The 22,559-nt window shown below is 47.0% G+C and carries 13 protein-coding genes; all 13 read right to left on the bottom strand.

The window, feature by feature from the left end; translation table 11 throughout:
* Positions 1–8 precede the first annotated feature (8 nt).
* The 13 genes from H5715_RS19775 to H5715_RS19715 all read right to left on the bottom strand — a co-directional run bounded on the left by H5715_RS19775 (position 9) and on the right by H5715_RS19715 (position 22,536).
* The gene (locus H5715_RS19775) at positions 9–2,561 is read right to left on the bottom strand and encodes a glycoside hydrolase (protein ID WP_075186608.1); all 2,553 of its coding nucleotides are present in this window, start codon (positions 2,559–2,561) and stop codon (positions 9–11) included.
* A gap of 397 nt (positions 2,562–2,958) precedes the next feature.
* A complete protein-coding gene (locus H5715_RS19770; protein WP_075186607.1) occupies positions 2,959–4,521 on the bottom strand; it encodes a sodium/sugar symporter in 1,563 nt (520 codons plus the stop codon).
* 1,250 nt (positions 4,522–5,771) lie between these two features.
* A complete protein-coding gene (locus tag H5715_RS20465) occupies positions 5,772–6,185 on the bottom strand; it encodes a type IV pilin protein (RefSeq protein ID WP_075186605.1) in 414 nt (137 codons plus the stop codon).
* Between the two features lie 22 nt (positions 6,186–6,207).
* Complete coding sequence (locus tag H5715_RS19760; RefSeq protein ID WP_175574292.1) at positions 6,208–11,250, bottom strand: pilus assembly protein; 5,043 nt, start codon at positions 11,248–11,250, stop codon at positions 6,208–6,210.
* Positions 11,251–11,297: 47 nt separating this feature from the next.
* Positions 11,298–11,951 (bottom strand): pilus assembly PilX family protein, encoded by a 654-nt coding sequence (locus H5715_RS19755; protein WP_075186603.1) that lies wholly within the window; start codon positions 11,949–11,951, stop codon positions 11,298–11,300.
* A gap of 2 nt (positions 11,952–11,953) precedes the next feature.
* Positions 11,954–13,060 carry a PilW family protein gene (locus H5715_RS19750; protein ID WP_075186602.1) on the bottom strand — a complete coding sequence of 369 codons (1,107 nt, stop codon included), beginning with the start codon at positions 13,058–13,060 and terminating at the stop codon, positions 11,954–11,956.
* 3 nt (positions 13,061–13,063) lie between these two features.
* Positions 13,064–13,522, bottom strand: a complete 459-nt coding sequence (pilV, locus tag H5715_RS19745) for a type IV pilus modification protein PilV (protein WP_075186601.1) — start codon at positions 13,520–13,522, stop codon at positions 13,064–13,066.
* Positions 13,519–14,166 carry a GspH/FimT family pseudopilin gene (locus tag H5715_RS19740; RefSeq protein WP_139309830.1) on the bottom strand — a complete coding sequence of 216 codons (648 nt, stop codon included), beginning with the start codon at positions 14,164–14,166 and terminating at the stop codon, positions 13,519–13,521. The genes pilV and H5715_RS19740 overlap by 4 nt, the downstream gene beginning before the upstream one ends.
* 267 nt (positions 14,167–14,433) lie before the next feature.
* Positions 14,434–18,435, bottom strand: a complete 4,002-nt coding sequence (gene cobN / locus H5715_RS19735; RefSeq protein WP_075186599.1) for a cobaltochelatase subunit CobN — start codon at positions 18,433–18,435, stop codon at positions 14,434–14,436.
* Between the two features lie 11 nt (positions 18,436–18,446).
* Positions 18,447–18,770, bottom strand: a complete 324-nt coding sequence (locus tag H5715_RS19730) for a DUF2149 domain-containing protein (protein WP_083608113.1) — start codon at positions 18,768–18,770, stop codon at positions 18,447–18,449.
* The gene (locus H5715_RS19725) at positions 18,757–19,356 is read right to left on the bottom strand and encodes a MotA/TolQ/ExbB proton channel family protein (protein ID WP_221892321.1); all 600 of its coding nucleotides are present in this window, start codon (positions 19,354–19,356) and stop codon (positions 18,757–18,759) included. The genes H5715_RS19730 and H5715_RS19725 overlap by 14 nt, the downstream gene beginning before the upstream one ends.
* A 60-nt stretch (positions 19,357–19,416) precedes the next feature.
* Entirely contained in the window at positions 19,417–20,526 is a 1,110-nt protein-coding gene (locus tag H5715_RS19720) for an HmuY family protein (protein ID WP_075186598.1), read from the bottom strand.
* A 9-nt stretch (positions 20,527–20,535) separates the two neighbouring features.
* Complete coding sequence (locus tag H5715_RS19715) at positions 20,536–22,536, bottom strand: TonB-dependent receptor plug domain-containing protein (RefSeq protein ID WP_083608112.1); 2,001 nt, start codon at positions 22,534–22,536, stop codon at positions 20,536–20,538.
* Positions 22,537–22,559: the final 23 nt, after the last annotated feature.

The raw sequence follows: 22,559 nt of genomic DNA, 5'->3' as shown, positions 1-22,559 counted from the left end.
AGCTGTACTCAGGCCAATTTCAAAAAGCGATTTATTCCTAAGAGGAGAACCCCTGCGAACAATATCCCAAAATTGATACTGCCTCCCCCTCCCCGCGAAGGTTCCGAGCTGGGTTGAACGGTAGAGGTGGGCGTAGGTACCGGTGTAGGTGTAGTATCGACATTAAAGGTTAGCAGTCGCGCGCCTGGAATAGGCCGCTCCAGATCGCCGTTGGGCAACTTCCAACCAACGGCTAAATTGTCGCCGCCGGAGTTTTCTTTATGCAATACTTCAATGTAATAGAGCGTTCCTGCATCTAGCTCTACGGGCGCTGACTCTTGAGAAGCATACTTAGTCCACTCCCGTGGATTCGTCCAATCAGTATGGTAGGCAACGCGCGCGGTATTAACGGGATTAGAATTCGAGCTCAGCCACAACTCTACGCTGTTATCACCGGAAATCCAAAACGTGTATTCACCTGTAAGAGGTGGGCATAAGTAGCCGCGGATACGCGTTCCGTAGCTGTCGCCCATATCGGTTTCGGTCTCGAGTATCACAAGCTCGTCCACTGTATCGGCATTGCTCGATAATGGCAGTGATGCGATGGATGAATCCGTAGCCTCGTCTCCCGTCATCGCTTGATTAAGCCAATTTTCGCGAGTTATAGCACCACTGTTATCACAATGCGCAAAATCTAACGCATCCACCACCTCAACTGCATCTTCAAACAACAACGTATCGGAACCAAAACTATTCGTAACTGTTAAGCTTACGTCGTATAGGCCTACATTAGGATAAGCAATTGTTGCCTCCGAGAATGTGCTAACAGTAGGGGCACCACCTTCGAAATCCCAGCTCCAGCTAGTGGGAACGTTAGTGGAATTATCGCTGAAAAGTACCGAGCCTCCTGCCACAATGGGATTTTCGTTAAAGGAAATACGGGCCTCAGGAGGCGCTGTAATTTCGCCCAAATTGGCGACTAACGTGACGGTACTGCGTGCAGGAATACTGTAAATATCGCCGGTAGTGCCCCCTGGGGTTAATTCATTACTCGCGTTAGTGGTGTAGACCTGATACTGCGCAACCGTTTTCCCGGCGGGTAAATTCACCAGATCCAGATCAATATCCCGCACACTATTGCTCGCATTAATCACAACCACAACCACCTTACTATCGTCCGGACTTTTGTAAGCCGATGCCATCAGGCCATTTAAGTTGTCTACCTCGGGTAAATCGACCCTAAGATATCCAGGTCGGATAAAACGGCTGAAATTGCCCAAGGTCCACATGACTTTAGAATCCTGCAGGCTTTCAGCGTCAAGTGAACGATTAATTTTTAGCAATCCGTCTTTATAATCGTAAGGCGTTAGCGCCAACCACCAATGCCAAGCAGACGCATTTAAGCGCGTCAGATCGCGATGAATCATTTTGCCAACGTGCAGTGCGTAATCCATATCATCGACATTGAAACCCCCGCCTTCAAACAAGCGCACATCGCCAGCGCCCCCTAAAATACACACTTCACTCATCCAAAGCTTTGCGCCCGGTGACACCTTTTGTAGGTTTGCCCACGTCAGATCGCGCAAAGGACCCATACGGTCGGCCCAAGCCTCTGAGAAATACCCATGCATTGAGAGATGATTACCGAGAATGTCGCGCATTTCGCTATCACCTAGCAGCTCATCGATATAGTTTTTATACAAACCATAATTTTTACTGTTCATTCCGCTGTTATAGCGGGAGTCGTTATACTCAAGCGCATATGTATCACTTAAGGCAGCGGCATACTCCACGGTTTCCGCCCCATCAATATGGACGCTATCCGCGAGACCCGCCTTATCGATCGCGCTATTTAGCGCACGGTACACATTTTTCGCATCCGTCATGTTGTACCGATTCCCTTCCTGAGACTCTCCTTCCCACTCCCATGTCGGCTCATTAAGAGGGCTGATATAATTTACCGGCACGCCGACGCTCTCACCGCGTAAATACTGAAGAACACCAACTAAAAACTCTGCAAAATGATTAACACTATCCCCTTTCAGATTGGTAGATCCAATCGTAGATCGATTGCTGGAATTGCCGGGGTGTGCCAAACCATTTTTAGTGGCCCACACTGGCGGGCTATTGGAGAACGCGACAAAATCAGCAACGCCTCGTTCGTGAGCTTCCTGCAATAAACGAATTTGACCTTTCTGCTTATTAATGTCGATTTCGCCACCAGGTGCGGCCATTAATAATTCCGCACGACGGTAAGAATCTGAAATTGCGCTATCACTACCCTGTTCACTACTACCGGCACCAATATTGAAACGCCACGCAGACAAGCCAATACCGTCTTCCGGAGAAAAAAGCAGATCCGCCAGATTTTCAATATTTTCTTCTTTATTTTCCAACATCCACTTATTGAGAGTTGGGTTAATTGACCACGCGTCTGACGCACCAAAATGATCGATCTGCTGATAGGTCTTGTCAAAATCAATGGTGAGCTTCACTTCGCTGACCACATTCATCGATGTTACCGATAACACCGTGATCAATACCGTTGATACGACGTTTAAGGAAAAATTCTTTTTACTCATATTTATTGCCACTCTTTATTTTTTGCGTTGTAAGCGCTTACGTTCTTCCACCGCACGGTATTTGTAAGGTTGCGATCTATCATTGCTTCGATTTTCTATTGACGCTTTGCATAAAAAATATTCGTTTATTTTTGGATAGGACTCACCTTTCACCGACTATAATCAGATTTTGTCCGGCGCACCCAAGGCCACACCGTCGACATCAAAAATAACGATCGCACAGACTAAAGACCTAAAAATACCGTTTTACCCCTACTCCAACTGCACCTTTTATCTCGAAACGATGCTCATCTATTACTTTCAATAAGACCGATATAGCCGCGAATCCTCTCGCAAGCCCATATTCCAAACAAAAAAAAGCCCGGCAATTGCCGGGCCCTATAAAAAGCACTACCTCCTACCACCAGGTGGCATACAATCCGACCAAAATCAGCGAAACCGCTAACGCAGACAGTTTGTAGGACGTTGTCGTACCAAATTCAATACCTTTTAAATCAACCGATTTCTCCTGCTCTTTGTTATCGGTAACGAATACGGTGATAACGGCAAACACGATACAAGCGATAAATACCAAGCCAACACGATCCATGAAGGGAAGCTCTGGCCACAGGAACTTGAGGCCCAAGGACATGACAAATGACCCGATAGCCGCGACCAGCGCGGAAGCCGCGTTCGCTTTTTTCCAAAACATCCCCAACAAGAACAACACACAAATACCAGGAGTGAAAAAGCCAGTGAATTCCTGAATATACTGGAACGCCTGATCAAAATTTCCGAGTAGTGGCTTAGCGCAAATAATAGCCAATACCAATGAACCCAAGCTTACTGCACGACCAACAAACACGTAGTGATCCTGCGACTTATCTTTACGATAGTAAGAATACAGATCCATCGTAAAAATAGTCGAAATACTGTTGGTCATAGAACCCAACGAAGACACAATAGCGGCAACGAGGGCAGCAAATACCAAGCCTTTAATTCCCACAGGCATTAACTGCATCATTGATGGGTAGGCTTCATCTGGACGACCGAGATCCGGGATCAAGACAACCGCTGCAATACCTGGTAATACCACAATAATAGGCATTAACAATTTTAAAAATGCGGCGAAAGCAATACCTTTCTGGCCTTCCGCTAAGCTTTTCGCGGCCAGCGTACGCTGAATAATATATTGGTTAAAACCCCAGTAGGAAAGGTTCATAATCCACATACCACCCACCAATACAGACAAACCCGGCAGGCTCATGTAGTGGGGGTTGTCTTTACTTAGGATCATATCGAATTTCTCTGGCGCCACTCTTGTAAGCTCAGTGAAACCCGCAACAATGCCTTCGCCATTACCTAACATTCCCAAACAAATGTAGGTCAATAACAATCCGCCGAAAACAAGGATAAGGATCTGAATAATGTCAGTCATAGCAACGGCTTTCAAACCGCCATATAAAGAGTACGCAACCGCAAAAGCGGCCAAGAAAAGCATCCCGTAAACCATATCTACGCCAGCGATAGTGTTTATCGCTAAAGCACCTAACCATAACACGGCGGTCAAGTTTACGAATACATAGACGCCTAGCCAGAAAATCGCCAAAACGGTACGAACATTGTGATCGTAACGCTGCTCCAAAAACTGTGGCATTGTGTAAATACCACGCTTAAGAAAAATCGGTAGGAAGTACTTACCGACAATAATGAGCGTAATGGCAGCCATCCACTCATACGAAGAAATCGCAAGACCAATAGCAAAACCCGAACCGGACATCCCGATAATTTGCTCTGCAGAGATATTCGCCGCAATAAGAGACGAGCCGATGGCCCACCAGGGAAGACTGTTACCAGCCAGGAAATAGTCTTTAGTGTCCTTTTGATGACCCGGCTTTTCGCGGGAGACCCACCAAGCAATTGCGATCAACGCAACCACGTAAACAAGAAACACGCCAGAATCAATTGGAGAGAGCGTCATACATCCACCTTAAGTTCATTATTGTTCAATTTCTCGCCATACCAATGAGGGGCCGAACCAGTCATAGGCAAAGCCGACAGGCCAATACCGAGAATGGACCGGCCGCCAAAGGTAAACGTTTACCCAATACAGGTCCAAGGATATAGAGATTATCCTCAAACGGCAATGATCGTTGACATATACGACAAATCTCAGAGGAAAACCCGTACTCGGCAACAACTAATTCTACCTGCTGGTACGTATTCACTCTATAGAATGCTCCATACACCACCAAAACTGACCCCATTAACTTCATAGAGCAAGTACTCGCAGGTAGCTGGAGTCCCTACGTAAGCGCTAATACCATTAACAGCCAACGAAGATCACGCTATTGATGGGAGAGATCTAAACGCCTTAACGTACAAGTTAATTCCCACAGAACCCTAAGCTGGCATAGTAAGGCAGACGCTAAAGCAATAACCCCAACCCACAATCCCGAAATTTCCGGGCTCTTTAATTATCGAGCCGCCACAGAGCATTACATAAAAGCATGGAGTTCAAGCTCTCAATTGATTGCATTAATGTCACTAAAATTTACTTATAGTAGTATTGACAATAAGCTAGAGATCGGACAGAATAGCTTCACGTTGATCGTTTAGCTGCAAGTTCATCAAACGTTGTTATTGTTATCGGCCCCCAATCACTGATGACAATTTGTTTGTTGGTAGCTTTCACTTGAGTGAGCAGCGTCATTTCTCCTGGCGCCTGAAGTGTAGTTTGCTTCAGACTGAGACCACTGTATTTAGGGTCTAAATAGGTTAGGTTGATAGGGTGGGCATTGCCCACCCTTTTTTTATGCCTCTAATATATTGCTGCCCGCCAACTTGATTAAAGAAGGTGGCCGCCTCGTTACAACCAAAATAGCCGAAACAGTTCGGTATCCATTTATAAAGTGGCCCCATTCACTATAGCTAGCGTTCATAAACGAACGTTAGCGGCTAAATTAGTTTCCTACCGACCTAAGTGCGCGCATAAAAGGCTATCACGCAGCCAAGCATAGTATTGTTTGTTTTTGGGGAAGGCTCAATGCTGTTGCAGTAATCCACCTTAACCATTATTTTCCCATCTCGCTTCCAACAACAAGTACCATAAAAACAGAGATCGCAGCGCACGAAGACGCTGCAAAAGTGGTGGAGGATCGTAACGAAAAGTTTACTCGCCGCCGCAGGAACGGTGCATTATCCCATGGCTAACGTCATTAGATCGTTAAGCTACCAACAATCCGTTACTTCGTTACCATTACTGTCTTGAGCTTTACGTAAGCCCGCTTGATTAATGGTAAAAACATAACAGCTTGTATCATCTACCTGTGGACCAATAGCCGTTGCTGTAATTAAATAACGGGTAAGTGTGGTTTGAGAGACAGAAATACTGTAATGACCTTCACTACTAATCGCACCACCGATATCATCCAGGCTAACGGAGTACCGATTACGTTGCATATAGATTTTTTCCTCTAATGCAGCGGCAGATAACAAGGTTTCTTTCGCATCCGTTCTATGGCTTTTAAGTACGGACGAACGGTAACTGGGAAACGCGATGGCGGCCAATATACTGACAATCACCAGCACTATCATTATTTCAATCAACGTAAAACCGTTTGATTTTTTTTGCGTTTGCTTCATAAAAAACTCATTATCCTATTTATTACCAATCGATGGGAATCTCTCGCCAAGTTTGGCGATGCCCCGTTCGCTCACGATCGCCAATTGAACTCGAATTGATAGCACCGGTAGACGTTTGCACGATTGCATGACTTACACCCTTATAATCCTGAAAAATCGTCGGCGTAGACGGATTACCCGTACCGAGCGGACTACTGTTGTTAACCAGAGAGCTGTCATCAGAATCACCTTCATCATCACCCTCCGAGTCACCCGTTAGGGTAATAGAATCGTCATGACCCAGCGGGCCAAACTCACCGGGCACTCCCACCTGAAAATGCGGCGCATAAAGAAATCCACTGCCCTCGACATTACAGAGTTCACCGGTAGGCTGATATGAAGTAAACACTAAAGATTCACCCGACAGTACAGCTTTAGTTGTGTTTCTTTCCCGTGTATACGGCAGATCAAAAAACCAACCCGAATGCGCTTCTACTGCAGCCGATAACTCAGAGAAGTTGGCAACCTCTTCCCCTGTATTTAAGGTAAAAGGGCGGGCACCACGTTTAAGGCGGCCATCACTATATACTTCAATGTCCGAGGTGTTCACCATTGAGCTTGTCCCAACCTCGGTATCACTGCCCGTACTAGCATTGGGATCTTTTACCCCGTAGTAGGTTTGTACCGTATTACTCGTGTTATCACCCGAGGTTAAAAAGCGACCGGTGCCGCTGTATACCCAGAAATTATTTGAACGGTCACGTACAATTGAGGGCTGAGCGCTGAAAGCCTTATCGTTTACATCCAAGACACTACTCATCGAAACCGAAAGCGCGTGACCAGAAAGCGTAACAGTCGCCCGCATCAACTGTCCCGTTGGCGCAGCTTCCGTTCCCCCGACAATACCGAAATAAACCGCATCATCAGAAAAGTTATTATCCCAGTCCCCCGCTTCTACACCACCGATAAACGCATTGGAAATTCCAGTATCAAATTTCTGTAAAGTGCCTGTACGTAAATTATAGGCGTAGAGCTTGGCTGTTTTATCGCTCACTCCATTTTTTAATGCTTCCGAGCGAGCGTTGCTACTGGAACCGGCAGGACCCGAACCAAATACTAAAAACCACTCATTAACTGCCGGGCTGGAGTAGGAGCCCGAACTTGTATTTTTCGAGCGGAATTTCACCAGCGTTGGAACTGAAACAGAATAGCCAAGATCCTCGTCGGTAATTTCGGCGATAATATCTGGAGGCGATTCAGGATCAGTTACGTCTAAAACAACAAATCCCGAACGCAATTGAACGGCATCCGTATTATCACCATCAGAATCAGGATCAGGATCAATGCTAATTTCTCCTCCACCAAAACGCATGCCCGCTACCAGAATACTTCCCCAGCCGGAAGGATGCTCAATGGAGCTTCCCCCGTCCCAGATGCCGTTAACATCAAAGATCTGTTGCTGACCATCCATATAATAAACATGTGAATAATCATTGCTGGTTAAATACTGTAAATGTGGCAGCAGATTGTAAGGAACATAGGCCCACAACTCACTGCCCAATGGATGCGCGGTTTCACCGCTTAAAGACGCCTTATAACCGTTGTTGGAGCGATCATAGAACCCTGCATTAAACGCATGAAGCATGCCGTCGTTCGCTCCCACATGGACAACCTGTCGGCGATTGCTCTTCGCTTTTTTATAGGAGCGGTAAGTTTCATCGCCGTAACTGATTTCGTATGCTTTTGCTGGTTGGGTTAACACAACGGGTGAAGAATTCACAATATCGCCCAGCAGCCAAGGGTCATCCCCATTGGAAGCATCGCCATCATACTCGATTGAACGGCTGCGAAAGGTACTGATGGTTTCATCACCGCGAATATAGTTAACTAGGTTACTGACATCAGCAACGTCACCACCAACATCGAGCAAACGGAAATTCTCATCACTGCTTGGGTCAAACGTATCAGCAATAAACGCTACGCCTTCCGATCGAGAAATAAAACCGTCGCGATCGTCTGGGTTGTCAATACCCGTAAAGATATAGCGACCATTTGTAGCGGACTCGCTATAGATTCGATTATCAGTATAATTCGACAGCCTCGCCAACTGATCCCGTGCGCTCCAGATAGGGTCCAACTCTGATATCCCGTAAGGATCACCGCTAGCCGCTCCAGCGGTACCATCCGCTTCCACGGCATAGCGTTGTACCATAGTTTTACCCAGTGTTTCGTCGTAATAAATTTCAATGATTGGATCATTCGAATTTAATTCGCCAACAGCCTCACCAGTAAGTACAACATCTTCTCGCAACTGACTGTAGCGATCAATAAACAGTGCATGCAATGTACCGACCCAATTCACCTCGGTATTTCCCACCGCAGAATCTACTTCAAAAATCGGGTTATAAAGAGCCTGATAAACCGCACCTTCGCCAGCGCCCGTACTGGCAACAACAGAAGCGGCTGTTCCCGATGACACTCGCGTAGTGATATCACTCAGGATTCGACTTAGGCTACTTTCCAAATAGGCCGGGTTTCGGATTGGGAAGTAAGCGTCCGGAATACCATCTGAGCCCGCATTGCCATCGAGATCTTTTTTATCCCATTCGTTCACTAAGTCTGGTAGGTTGTTGTCGTTACTATCTTTGAAATTTCCGTATTTTGCAGCGTACCATAAGGGATTCTTTAGTAGTCCAGAGGTACTCGATTGAGCGACAAACTTATGAACGTCTGAAGCCCAAATCGTCGAATTAGTATCAGTTCCTGTCAGCGCTGGTGAATTAAATACATCGTCCATTGATGACGAAAAAATCAGATCACCAATAGTACCGTCGCTATCACTACCACTAACAACATAACCGAAATGCATCTCAACGCCTGTAGCAGCCCCCACTCCAGATTGTCGAAATTGAATCTGTCCTGTTGAGGCACTGCCCCACTCTGGCCGCGCATAACCCGAACGTTCGTCTGTTGTATAATTACCACAGGCAGTTTTAACTTGGTCGGCACTGCCAGTTTTTTTACAGTATTCCAAAACAACGTAAGCATCCATGTCGTTATCACTACCCACCAAAGAGTCCTCCCAGGAAATATAAATCACTCCCTTGTCTTCAGTGGAATCAACAATATTAAAATCTACGAGGCTACAATTTTGCCAATAGTATTCTGTGTCCGTAACGGTTCGCGTTCTCTCCCTTCCCCTCCGATCTAAGTAAGTTTCTACTCTACTCACATTTCGAGAATGTTGGGAAACACAGTAAGGAACAATTGTTAGGCTTTCATCATTATCTGCCGTCAATTCAAGATTGGGCAAACTTTCAGCCAAGGCAACCGTGTAAGTGTTCACATTTTGCTCGCCCGTCAGGCCCTGCATATCCTTTATAAATCCATAGTAGGAAAGCCCCGCCAACCCGTAAGTACCTCTCAATGACGGTATTTCAGGACAAATACCGTCTGCATGGGAAAGTTGGTTAATGGTTTTTGCATCACAGGTATCAATGGTTCCACCAGTAGAGGCATTACCCACCATAAAATTATTACTAGAAATACCTTCCGAATCGCCAACGATATCAGTATAGGTATCAATACCATCAGCATTTGCTATATCAAGTAGATCACTGGCAGAGGCTAGGTCATCCCCATCGAAATTATTTAAACCCGTGGACAACAAAATAATGGCGCAATTGGCGCAAGCGTTAACACTGTTTAAGGGCTTTTCCCAAGTAACGGATTTCAAACCAGAAATAATTGAAGAGTCATCCACCCCATATTCGGGGGAGGGTTCTTCGTAGCCCGAGAAGTAACGCAGTGCTTCCAGATACATTTCCGTTAGTGGATTACCCCAGTCTCTACACTGGCGATTCTCAGCCCCAGATGTTAGGAAATCCCCAATAGAGATACCCCAGGTATCACAATCGGTGTAGAAATTGCTGTCGTAATCCCAGCCAGACAATCGCAAGCGATTTAAGGTATTAACGATACCTTCATTGCTCGTCCCTTGATTGATAAACCGCCCGGTATTGATATCAATTTCCCTGTCTTCAGCGACAGCATCATCTCCACCCATATAGCTAATATTTTTTCGCAGAACACCACCGGCATCATTTTTCTCGTAGCTTCCCGTCATCAAACCAAATTTCAAACCACCATGCTCGCCATAGGTCTGCAACAATCCATAGGGCTTGTAATAACTATTGCCTAAGCCATCTGTATACTGGCGACAATGTGGCTGATCCTGACCACTGACACATTTACTGACTCGCACATAAAATTCAAAATTTCCGATCCCGCCTATGGAGCCATGTGTTGGTCTTTGGGGAGTGAAGCGCCCATCGCCGCCTTCATCCTGGTACAAACACAAATTTCTTTCACTACCGCTCCAAGTAAAGAAATTTCCAGACGCGACCTTAATTAGAGGAGGGTTGGTACCCACGTTAATGCTATTAGTTCGACTACCTGCACTGGTATCGACAGGGTCGGTAACATTACAAAAACTAACGGTGCTCTGGCCTGTAATGGGAGTGTAATTACTAATCAAACCATCAATCGCGTCGTTAGCAACCACTTTAACAAAAGAGTGGTTATCATCCGGCAGAAGCGCACGCTGCAAAACCGTTTCGCTGGTGGTATCAGTTAATCGATAGCCGCCATAAAGCACTTTTCGAATAATATCAATCCGAGTCATCGTCAACCAATTCATAAAGTTGCCACTCCAATTACCTGGGGCGCCACTACATTTATGATCGGGAGCAGGACTTTCTTCTGTTGTTTCCGATTGCGGACGTACAACTTTTCCGTTGGGCTCATACCGCCCGCTGCTATAGCTGTAACAAAATTCCGAATCAAAATACCCTAGATAGACAAACTGATCGTTATAGGTAGTATCGATATCACCGTCATTATCCAAATCGGAGTAATCCGCATACGCTTTATGCCACAGCTGGTTATCGTTGGACATGACCAACATAACCAACGCATCTTCCGTACTCGAAAGCAATGGAGGCACAGAGACAAAGTCGGCCATCTCTGCTCGCAGCAAAGGTGATATGGCCAGTACAAGTAAGGACAAAACATACGTTTTAAACATGCGATCTGCTTTCTTTTTGGTTTTATTACATCGTTGAAATATGGCCATTACTTTTGTTCCACAAGCAGATAGGTAGATTGGAGCATTACTTTTGCCCTGTCGCCATTACCATCCGCTAATGCGGTAATGCGATATAGAGGCTCGCCATCTTTGGAGTTAAGCTCTTCAAACACTGTTTCATCATCCGGCGGGACAAAGCATAAAAACTCGACGATAAATTTCACCTCCTTTTTCACGCCCTCTACAGACACTGTGCGATGCTTAGCTGCATCGTTCCAAACATCCAGGCTGCTATCCTTCCAGAATGCGACGCGCTCTTCTGTGCCCGCATCGGATGCCACTTCACACAGCCACTTTTGCTTCGCCGGATTTGAATCGTCAAAAGAACCATCAAAACAGAGGCCGCCACTGCACGTCGTATCAAAGCAAGTACTACCGTCACCGCAGCTTGTATATCGCTGCGCTAGCGAGGGGCTATTTTGTTCTAGCCACTCTTCGGCAGCTGCTAGTGCAGCTTCCGCAGCAGCAAAAGCCGTATCACGATCTCGATGACTGGTCGCCATCTTTAGTTCCGCAGTAGAAGACTGCATATTTGCCACACCCAACAAACTGATAACAACTAAGATAACCAATGCGACAATTAGTACCGCGCCAGATTGAGCTTTGGGTAACTCATGCCTATTTTGTTTGTGGATTTTCATAATTAATTATTTCTAATTTTAATGGTGCTGGTCACAACCTGACGCATAAGCCTATCGTCTGACAGTTGATAATCACTGCCATCCAATTTTATGGTCACATTTTGGTCTGATGTATATACATCGCGATCGGAGCGAAACACTAGTGTCAAGCGCAATGCAACAACAGCTGCCCAATCGACAATCAGGTTTGCAGTAAGATATTGGTTGGCCTCACCATCTGCATCGGTGTCAACGCCATAGAGCAACTGCATATCTTCTACACCCGTTGCGACCTCTTCTGTTTCGGTTACAGCGCTGCCGCCGCTCGCAGTTAATACCTGCCGTTTTAAGGCTGGCATATCATCAATGATGGCCGATTCACCAATGTAATAGGCGTAGACTCGAAATGGCATTATGATGGAGCCCGAATTAAAATCCGCTTCAGTATTACCATTGCAACTATCGACAGCACAACCCATATCACAGCTAACACTGTTAGTTGAGGTTGCGCGCAAAACACGCGTGCAATTAAGCGTACCATCCGCAGTATGGGATAGTAACGTGGAATCACTGCCTGGCCCGGTCACCTGAAAAAGCCCGACTTCACGACAACTGGAGTCAGTAACTAACATAGTGGAACCTGTCGGCGCTTCCTCACTACTCCACAAAGTAAAAGTTGCTGAGAAAGTATTGTGAGATCGCACAATATATTCTTCGGAAGCGTCAGCAAAACGTACGATAAAAGAATCGGTATTGGCTATAACATCAGCTGCGTAAATGGCAGGATGATTTGACACGCTACCATCGAAACCCTGCACACTTTCGGTAAGGTTAATAAAGCCACTCATATTATTTATGATGGTGTTAGACACATTGGCTGAGCCAACACTGGCACAACCAGTGTATCCCGACATACGTACTTCGCGTTTAATTTGGTCCAATACAAATCGTGCATTGTCCTGTACAAACGATAGCTGTTCACCATCGAAGGATGAGCGCTTGGCATTAAAAGCTATTTTCACTACACCGGTGAGAATAACCCCGGCAATCGCTAATGAAATTAGCAATTCGATAAGCGAAAAACCGTTTTGCTTTTTCAATGCCATTTTTTGTTCGATTACTTGTAGCATCGCCTAAACATCCGTTATCAATGTGTATTCTTGTGTTTGACGAGAACCATCAACATTACTGCCGGTTTCAAATTCAATACGTATAACAATCTGGCCGCTCTCCGAGGATATTTCGCCACGGCCACCCGGCAATAGGCTTGCGACATTGCTGCGCCAGTTATGCACATTCCAGCTCGCCATATCTATCGGCTTACAATCGGAACTGACTTGAATACAGTCGGGTTTAGCGGGGGCAGGATCCGCGTACTTAATAAAATAGGCATTAATAGCACTGGGCGTTGTCAGCATGCCTTCATAAATATCACTTGCCAAAAAAGACGCCTGAGAGTGTAAAGAAGCATCTTTTAAATAAGATACCGACTTCACCTGCATGGATAGCACAACCAACAAACCCGCCCCCAGTACAATGAGCGCCACGAGCGTTTCAATCAGCGATGAACCGTTATTACGTTGACTATTCATGGGCTACAACTCAGTGCCGATGAGAACGAAATAGCGTTGCGGCTGTCGGCAAAGCGACTCTCGTGAATGCCATCGCCATCGCCATCGCTCGTTTGCAATACTCTGCCGGTACCAATTAGCATCAAGCCGCGCGCATAGATATCTTCGTTTTTTCTATCGCACACTTGAATAAGAATGGGGCGATTAACCTGATTACCGTCAACGGCCGGGCGACCATATTCATTAAAGCTGAGATAGGATAGAGCAGAGTTATCGCTCACATCAGTCACCGAAAAGTGGTTTTTCCCTTCGTACAGAGAGGCCTGAATAATGGGCTCATCGCCATTGTGATCACCATCTCTGGCAGTACCGCCGTCGGTACCATCATCCAGGAAGATCAACCAGCCATCGTCCCAAGTTCCACTACAATCCGTTCCTGTACTGGTGGAGCAGAGGGTAATCGTTTTATTGCGCGCAACCGCTTCATAACGAGCACTCATCAGCGCGCTATTCATCAGTTTGCGGTCAGAAAACACCGCGTTTTTACGGATATAGCCATCGAAGGAAGGTGCTGCGACGGAAACCAGAATAGCCATAATAGCCATGGAGACCACCAAATCCAGCATTGTGAACCCACCTAAATGAGTTGAAAAACCTGGCTTCATAAGCGCGTCTAACCCTGTAAAAATTAAGCCATTGTGACTGTGGCCCCAGCTCAAAAGGAGGCCACTTATACACGAGTCAATATAGATAACAGGTATAAAAAAATCGACGAACAGCAGATGACCGGCACTTTTTAATGACGTATGGAAAGCTTTAGGCGCCACAAGCTCATAGTAAAGCGTGGAGTTTAAACGGGGCTGTACCAATCATCAAAAGCTCTGATGTATTTAATATTCATTTTGGGTATATATAAAGCCCGTTTCACCCACTTACTCCCTAGTGGTTGCCGACGGCTTAACAGTAAAAACTTTGTATCTCAGAGCCTCCTTGTACAGCTGATAAGCCGCACCCAACACAATGACAGAGAGCGCCGCCAATAGCTGCCACAAGAGGACCAGATCAACATTGTTGGTCTGGCTCGCCTCCACCTGCTGCAGTTGCTGGCCCTGCACTTTTTGGGTTGCCGCCACAACAGATGCCGGTGCTTCGGGCGCGGGCAGGGACAAATTAAGACCAAAACCCGCTGCCTGCTGACCAATAAATTCTCGTAACTTTTCGTTATCCACCACCAAATCATACTGATTCACCAACTGTTGATAGCGTTCGATCAGCGCCTGCTGGGTACTCTCGCTCGCAGCCCAATAGTCCTTGCGAATAGATTCCAGCATGGTTTCGATCATTTGGGCCTGAGCACCGGGGTTTGCCTGCTCAAAAAATTCATCCATATTTAGATCTAGGCGATCCTCAACATAGATCTCAAAGAAATCCTGCCACTGGTCATCGCGTACAATATTGGGGTCGACCACCTGCCAGCCCCAAAAGTTTGCCAAATGGGAGGCCATTGCTACAGCACCGCTATAACCTTCCTTTTGCATCTGAGAAATCCAGCGACTGTTAAAGTTACGGCTGCGCAGCTCCTTAGCCATAAAGGTCGAGGCCGATTCCAGCTTGCTGTTGTTCACGTCGCGCAAATTACTGATCAACATTTCCGGGCTTTGCCCATCCAAGTTGCGAACGGCCAGCGCCAAAGAACCAAAATATTCAAAGGGATCATCGGAGGTAATCATGCCGTACAGATTGGAAGACCGAGAAAATAGCGCAATATCGGTACCCGACAACTGCTTGCCGTACAGACCTTCTGCCTGCTGGCCCCAGCGGCCGCTATCCGCACCAAAGTAATACCCCATACGTCCCAGATAAGTGTCTGCGATTTTCGCATCGGTCTCCCAGGTCTCACTGTTAAAAATCGGACCATCCACGCCACTGCCATAATCGCCCGAGGCGTTGGAAAAAATACGGACGGTCGAAAGATATTGAGCTTCCGCTTCGTCGATACCCTCGGTTAATAACTGCGACTTAATTTTTTGGCTGTTGTCCCAAAGGGAATTCCCTTCTTCTTTTAACTCCGCAACTTGTTGAATGGCTTTCGCCAATCGCTGCATAACATTTGGGAAAGCATCGCGATACAACCCTGTTGCAGAGAGCACCACATCTACGCGGGGGCGCTTAAGTTTGCCCGCAGCAATTATTTGCGTATCGATCACACGCCCATCGTCACTCCATACTGGCTCAACCCCCATAGCATAGAGTGCCTGGCTTTCCAGCACGCCGTAGTGACGCATAGCCTCAATGGACCACAGCGAAAAGGCTAACTTATCTGGATAGCGCCCATGCTTTTGCCGATAGTCGTTAATCGCCTGCTCGACCAATTCTTTACCCTGAGCGAAGGCGGCTTTGGTGGGTAGCCGAGACGGATCAAAACCATAGAGATTAAACCCCGTTGGCAGTGATTCCGGGTGACGAACAGGGTCTCCACCGGTTTTAACCCGCACATACTTGCCCGACAATCCCCGCAACAAATTTGGCAACTCCTGAATGGACTGCATATTGCTAAAGTATTCGCGGCCACGCTCAATATGTGGCTGTAACGCTTCGGGCAACTCATCCAGTGCGGCACCGTTCATCACATATTCACTGACCACAAAATAGCCAGGAAGATTTTCGACAGGTGTATCCGATAACTGAAACACTGCATCGTGGTTTTCATCGGTTAAGGTATCGCTGTGCGCATGCCCGGCCCTATCTTCGCTTAACTCAGTTTCATACTCGTTGGCCAGTTCAAGAAATTCGCGGCCCAGCATCTGCACCACAGTCGATGCTTGTAGACGGTGCTCTGCGAGCAGACCAAAACGGTGCAAGCCCAGAGGCTGGTTCTCCGCAGCCAGTTCCGCTAGGTAATTGTGTAAGGTTTCTAGAAAGCCATTAAAATCACCGCTAATATCCTCGCTTGTCCAGCCGAAGTCTTTACACAAATCTTTTTCGATACACAGCTGCTGAATTTGCTGTGCGGTTTTTTGTTTTACTCCGCCCTCATCCAACGCTTTGTATTCATGCATCAATTCGTGAATATCTGCTGTCACGCCCTGCAAGCCCGCCGCAGCATAGGGTGGGGTCATATGGCTGATTACGACGGCATTTCCGCGCCGTTTTGTCTGCATCGCCTCGCCCACATCGTCAACAATAAACGGATACATAACCGGCACATCACCAACGGCTAGATTACCTCCGTCGTAACGGGACAAACCGCGCTCCTTGCCGGGTAGGTATTCCTGCGAGCCATGAGTTCCCAAGTGTATAAAAGCGTCGCTGCTCCACACCTCACGAGCATAAAAATACGCAGCAAGATAGTAATGATTCATTGGGATCGTGGTTTTGTGGTACATGCCCAGCTCTTGCTCGGCATCATCACTTCGCGGTGGCTGACGCATAATAAGCATATTGCCGTTACGAATACGGGGAATAACAAAAAAACGCTCTCCCTTTCGCTCAACAACCATAAAGTTATCTTCCGGCGCTCCCCAAAAATCATTAATCGACTGAACTCTTTCGCCGGGTAGGGTCGCCAACCATTCTTTATAAATCGCTACCGGGAACAGATCGGCCAAATCCTGCTCCAGTAATTTATCTAACTGGTATTCTCGGTAAAACGGATCGAGCACTTGATTAACCCGCTCAATATAAAACTCACTGGGCTCCGCAGAGACCCTATAACCGTGCTGATTCAATTCTTTACCAATAGCGCCGAGACTTTCGGGCACATTCAGGAACGAAGCGCCCATATCGCGATCCCCCCAAAACATAACCGTCAGTTTTTTTTCACTATTCGGCAGATGCGCCAACCGAGCATAATTTAATACACGATTTACCAAGTGTTCGAGCTGGTAATCGATAACCTGAGCTTTGTGTGTAGATGGATCTATCGCCGCGATAATGGTTGGATCAATAACTCCCGCCGTTTCGGGCAGTACAAGGGTGAACGCCATCATGCCCGCTGAAATACCCGAGAGACTGCTCTCCCACGCTTTCTGATCACCATCGTAATAGGTTAACGCCTGCACCACAGGCACGCCCAGATTTTCAAATTCCGTTTTCCGCTTATTGGCCCAGTGAATGGAACGAAAGTTGATAATGGTATCCACAACGGTTTTGCCATCTTCCTGTAATAAATCGCGATAATCCTTCGCTACCGGACTCAGCTGAAAATAAAACGGAACAACTATTGCGCCCTTTGCTTCCAGCGCAGCAATCGCTGCATCGACAACATCGGTTTGCGCGCTCTCTATTAGCGAGCGCTGCAGCATTACCCCGACACGCAGGGAAGTTGACGATCGCTTAACCGTACGAGCGGCCTGCCATTCCTCGTAGGCCACGAGAGAATTAAAAATAAGTGACGGGCTGTTGGGATGATAAATACCCATGGAGGGAAAGATAATGGGCGCTTCAACTCGCGCCTGAGAACTATCGAAAATACGAAGGCGAATATACGCCACCATGCGCTCGAAGTTGTCGACACCACCGTTATCATAGTAGTCAAATAATCGCCTCGCATGAGTATCACTTATATTGGCTCGCAGTGCTGTCAACGCAGGGGCACGAATAGCGAGAACTTTCGCTTTAAGGTTTTGTAGCTGTGGCGCATATTTTAGGTAGGTGGATTTACTGGTCCTTTCGGATACGGCATCCAGAATAACGAGGTTATACCCCTCTAGGAACGCTCTGGATTCAGCCTTATCTGCGAGCGCTTTTTCACTGATTTGCTCTATTAAAAACTGCCGTTTTTCGGCCATATCTTTTAGCAGGGTAACCTTGGCTTTGTTGCTATGCGAACCGCTAACGAACAATACTTTTTCACCAACAGCAACACTATCCGTCGCCAACATAAAACTGAATCCTGCAACAACGAGCATTGCCATCATTTTTAATAATTTCATTTACAGCACCCTTATTGAGGACTATCGACTGATTCGGGGATATAAACGATAGAGCCATCGTCCATCTTATAAGCCGTCCCAGCCTTCACCCCCTCTCCTGCACCTATTTTTCCGCTACTCTTATAACGCTCTATTTTTTTCCCGTCCTTAATCAACACCTCCATATCCGGCTGGCCCGCGTTTTTAATAACCGTGACTTTTTCATCCAGAAATGGATTCAACGGGTTCTGTGCAATGGCAATAAGTAGTGCGGCCACCAACACTAAGAAAACATCAACGAGATTGATAACGGATAAGGCGGGGTTGGATGATTCATCTTCATCAAGCAGCTTCACGGATCGCGTCTCCAGGTACCGGCTCACTTCGCTGTTTTAGCTCTGCCAGCTGAACCAACTCTACTGCAAGCCAGCGTTTTTTGATGGTGGCAATCCAGAAAGTTATGGTCGCAATGACCAGCCCAAATATAACAGCGGAAAACGCAACAATTAAATTGTCGCTAATGCCTTGCACGTTGCCATTGGACAGACTTTTAAGTGCCGGCCCCATAGGAACCATGGTCGCAATAAGCCCAAGCATGGGAGCAATACGGCTCACCAGACGCACGGATTCCAGCTGTTTTAAGGCACTTACGTCTAGCTCGTCCTGTGAGATTGAAGGATTATTTAACCAGAGCTGTGCAAGTGGGTAACCTGAAACGCTACGCGGGCTAACACGCGGCCCTCCCCCGATAGCGTCGAATTGCACTTTTGCCTGTAGTCGCTGCCACGCCATAGCGCCAAAACCACCTAAAGCAAATAGACTGTAAACAAACAGCAGCGCCAGTAAAATCAGAACCGGTGCAAGAAAAAAATCGGACATCTGATACATCATATCTTCAAGAAAGCGAATCATAAAAAAGCCTGCAAAAAAATGACTGCCCATAAATATCGCCGAGCAGCCAAACAGAGATAGCGAATCTCAAATTGGAATCAAGTATAAAAATTAAAGCGATTCAAAGCGGAAGCTATAATTACCTGAGTCACCGTCGGCATTGTAGTAACTGGTAATTTGCACTTTATAGGTGGCCGCTTCCGTTTTAATAAGGTAAACGCCGAACTGAGACCACAGCTGATGAAGGCCATTAAGGTTGTACTGGTACCAAGCGTTGTCATCGAAGAAGCGAACCTGCTTAACATTCGGTTCGAAACCATAATAAGCCGCTGCAGAGGCTGTAATACCGCTATAACCTTCAGCCGAGTCGTGCACGCCGGAAGCATCTTCGGCGATATGCAATTCGAAGGCAGCTCCAGTGTTGGCTTCAACGGTGATACAGGGGAATCGCACATCCCACTCATCACTTTCACCCACGGCCTGCTGCGTATCTAAATCAATCCACAGATCCGACGTACAGGCTACAGCATCCAGAGTAATATCCACTTCTGCCATAAATGATTCATCACCCGCCGCAACGTTCTGGTGAGCAACACCCAACACAATACTGGCCATCGTTCGCCCGGCAGTGGTTATTTCCTTTGCGCGAATTTTGCTGAAATCACCATCCGACTGCACTATAAAGTATTCATTTTCTGCAGCGCTGACGATATGGCTTGTGCTGTCGTAACTATAAAAACCTCCGCCGATAATCAGCTCTTCAGAATCCACGGAAAACGCATCCGCAGCGGGAATATCCGCAGCGCTTACTCCAGTAAAATCCGACAACTCCGACTCGGCCGTCGCAGCCATAAACTCGCTGTCCACCACGCCGCCATCGGCATCGTAAAATTCGGCGTTGTTACCCGTAAAGTAAGCCGCTACCGGTGTACTTGCTGCGGCGTTTAAATAAATTTTTGTGCGCTTAAAGGCAATATCCCAATCGTCACTGGCGGCTGCTTCTTCTTCCGTCAGCAGTAGCACTTCACCGGCATCCATGTCGAAGTAGACAAAATTTGGATCCGACGTCGTACCGGTTGAAAATGGCCCATTTATCACTCCGGGCTCTGGTGTTGGCTCCGGTGTTGGCGTCGGCTCAGTTGAACTATCACTACCGGATCCTCCACAAGCAAATAGAGCGGCGCTTATGGCCATGAATACACCTATTTTTAAAAATTTCATTTTTTCCCCTTACATAAATTCAAAACGAATACTTACAAATATTTTTCGGCTAGCGACCGGGCGAATATCAAAAAGACGTTCACCTTCAGCCAGAGGATTTTTGTGTTGATTGAAAAAATTGTCGATGCCGGTACGCCATGAAAAACGACGACCGATTTGCTGATGAAGGTTGACATTCCAGCTGCTCCACTGGTTTTGCTCAACACCGAGATACCCGTCGGAAACCTGTTCGTCGCGCTCATGCACCACGTATAGCAAGCCATTTAGATTCCAACGGGGAAATTGATAAGCGACATTAGCCTTTATTTGATGATAGGGACGATCTTCCAACCGCTGACCGTCACCGTCTCGCGCATCCAGGTAACTGTAGTTAAACTGAATCTGCCAATCCGAAATTTGGTAGCGCGCCGATACATCCAGCCCCTGTAGCTCGGCCTGTCCAATATTGTGGTAGCGGTAAATTTCAATATCGGAAAGACCAGACGAATCCGAATCGTATCGGGTATCGATAAAGTCGCGGGCATCTGAATAGTGGCCATTGATTTCAGCGCGAAAACTCTGAGAATACTCTTTAAAACTCGCATCCCAGGTTAGCGTTGAATTGAAGGAAAGGGCCGCTTCTGGCTTTAGCTTTTCATTACCTAAAACCATATAGCCCAGATTACTGTGGTCAAAAAAATAGAAACGCTCTTTAAGAGTAGGAACGCGGTAACTTTCACCAATGCCCGCACGCCACTGCAATTGCTGCCGGTCACTTAATTTAAAGGTTTTTAAGCCGCTTGATCGAAACGCATGGTGCCAGCCAAAATCACTGTCCCGCTGAACGCGAGCCCCCACTTGGACCTCGTTTGCCGGGCTAAACCAACTGAGTTGCGCAAACTTTTCAACGCTGGAACGCTGGGCATTATCTAATTCGGCTGTGTTCTGGGCAGGTATCTCAGTTAACTTGAGCTGATCCAGAGAATCCCGGTGCAACACCATACCGGCAACCAGCTCATGATTTTTCCCCTGCCATGTTTTTTGGCTGTCCAACTCCGAAAAGCTGATTTCCGCTGCACGTAAACCGTTGGAACTCCCACTGGTTTCATCGTGGTCGATTCGGCGCGCATTCATTTGCCATGGGTTTTTTTGGGTTGTTTCACTACTTAAGCGAATATCGTGCTGCCACTGTTCCACATCAGATAGGTAGTACACCAGCCCATCCTGGCCGGGAATGCGAAATTGGTTTTTGGTTTTTTCTTCGCTGAAATACTGCGCGCGATATTCTACCGTAGCCGATTGAAACTCCCGCCCTATCGCGAGCCGGGCAAACTGTTTTTCCAGCTTTGCCGAATCCTCAGCAATGGTTTCTGAATCGTAATCCAATCCGGGGTCAGTAATTCCCTGTAACTGTGCAGAGCCGAATAGCTGCTTATGTCTCAACTGCCCCTGCAAACTGTACTGTTGAGCAAAATCGTCGCCAGCCGACCGATCGTCATAACTGGCCAGCTCGGACCGCAGGCTCAATTGCGAACGCTCGCCACGTGTGGTGATAATATTAACGACCCCACCCATGGCCGACGATCCGTAAAGTACAGATCCCGCCCCACGCACAACTTCAATTCGCTTAATATCGGCAACGCTAATCTGGTCCAGATCCACTGCGGCTCCCGAAGGACTGATAAGCGGTTGACCATCAGCAAGAACCAACACCCGATCACCATCGAAACCTTGCATGTAGATGTTGTAGCCGTCTTTCACGCTGCGCTTCACCACAACGCCAGGCATAAAATTCAGTGCCTGAGCTACAGTGGTCGAAGACACTTTACGCAGCTGCTCTCCCTCCATAACCACGACGCTTACCGAAGAATCCACTAGGCTTTTGGGCATCCGGCTGCCGGTTACAACCATCTCCTCCTGAAGAGCCTGCGCCTCAAGTCGATACGAGCAAAGAGATAGCAACAAAGTAAAAAACCATAAGCCCTTTTGTTTAGGCTGGACAAATTTAGAATAGACAGAAATACTCGACATACGAAAACACTTAAAGGCAGACA

Source organism: Teredinibacter haidensis (assembly GCF_014211975.1).
GTDB lineage: Bacteria > Pseudomonadota > Gammaproteobacteria > Pseudomonadales > Cellvibrionaceae > Teredinibacter > Teredinibacter haidensis.
Note: the sequence above shows the minus strand (reverse complement) of the source record. Positions and strands in the feature narration are given on the sequence as shown.

What these genes read in the sequence shown, in the direction of transcription:
- H5715_RS19775 (WP_075186608.1), bottom strand. Translation starts at nt 2,561, where the DNA reads ATGAGTAAAAAGAATTTTTCCTTAAACGTCGTATCAACGGTATTGATC.
- H5715_RS19770 (WP_075186607.1), bottom strand. Translation starts at nt 4,521, where the DNA reads ATGACGCTCTCTCCAATTGATTCTGGCGTGTTTCTTGTTTACGTGGTT.
- H5715_RS20465 (WP_075186605.1), bottom strand. Translation starts at nt 6,185, where the DNA reads ATGAAGCAAACGCAAAAAAAATCAAACGGTTTTACGTTGATTGAAATA.
- H5715_RS19760 (WP_175574292.1), bottom strand. Translation starts at nt 11,250, where the DNA reads ATGTTTAAAACGTATGTTTTGTCCTTACTTGTACTGGCCATATCACCT.
- H5715_RS19755 (WP_075186603.1), bottom strand. Translation starts at nt 11,951, where the DNA reads ATGAAAATCCACAAACAAAATAGGCATGAGTTACCCAAAGCTCAATCT.
- H5715_RS19750 (WP_075186602.1), bottom strand. Translation starts at nt 13,060, where the DNA reads ATGCTACAAGTAATCGAACAAAAAATGGCATTGAAAAAGCAAAACGGT.
- pilV (WP_075186601.1), bottom strand. Translation starts at nt 13,522, where the DNA reads ATGAATAGTCAACGTAATAACGGTTCATCGCTGATTGAAACGCTCGTG.
- H5715_RS19740 (WP_139309830.1), bottom strand. Translation starts at nt 14,166, where the DNA reads ATGAAGCCAGGTTTTTCAACTCATTTAGGTGGGTTCACAATGCTGGAT.
- cobN (WP_075186599.1), bottom strand. Translation starts at nt 18,435, where the DNA reads ATGAAATTATTAAAAATGATGGCAATGCTCGTTGTTGCAGGATTCAGT.
- H5715_RS19725 (WP_221892321.1), bottom strand. Translation starts at nt 19,356, where the DNA reads ATGGGCAGTCATTTTTTTGCAGGCTTTTTTATGATTCGCTTTCTTGAA.
- H5715_RS19720 (WP_075186598.1), bottom strand. Translation starts at nt 20,526, where the DNA reads ATGAAATTTTTAAAAATAGGTGTATTCATGGCCATAAGCGCCGCTCTA.
- H5715_RS19715 (WP_083608112.1), bottom strand. Translation starts at nt 22,536, where the DNA reads ATGTCGAGTATTTCTGTCTATTCTAAATTTGTCCAGCCTAAACAAAAG.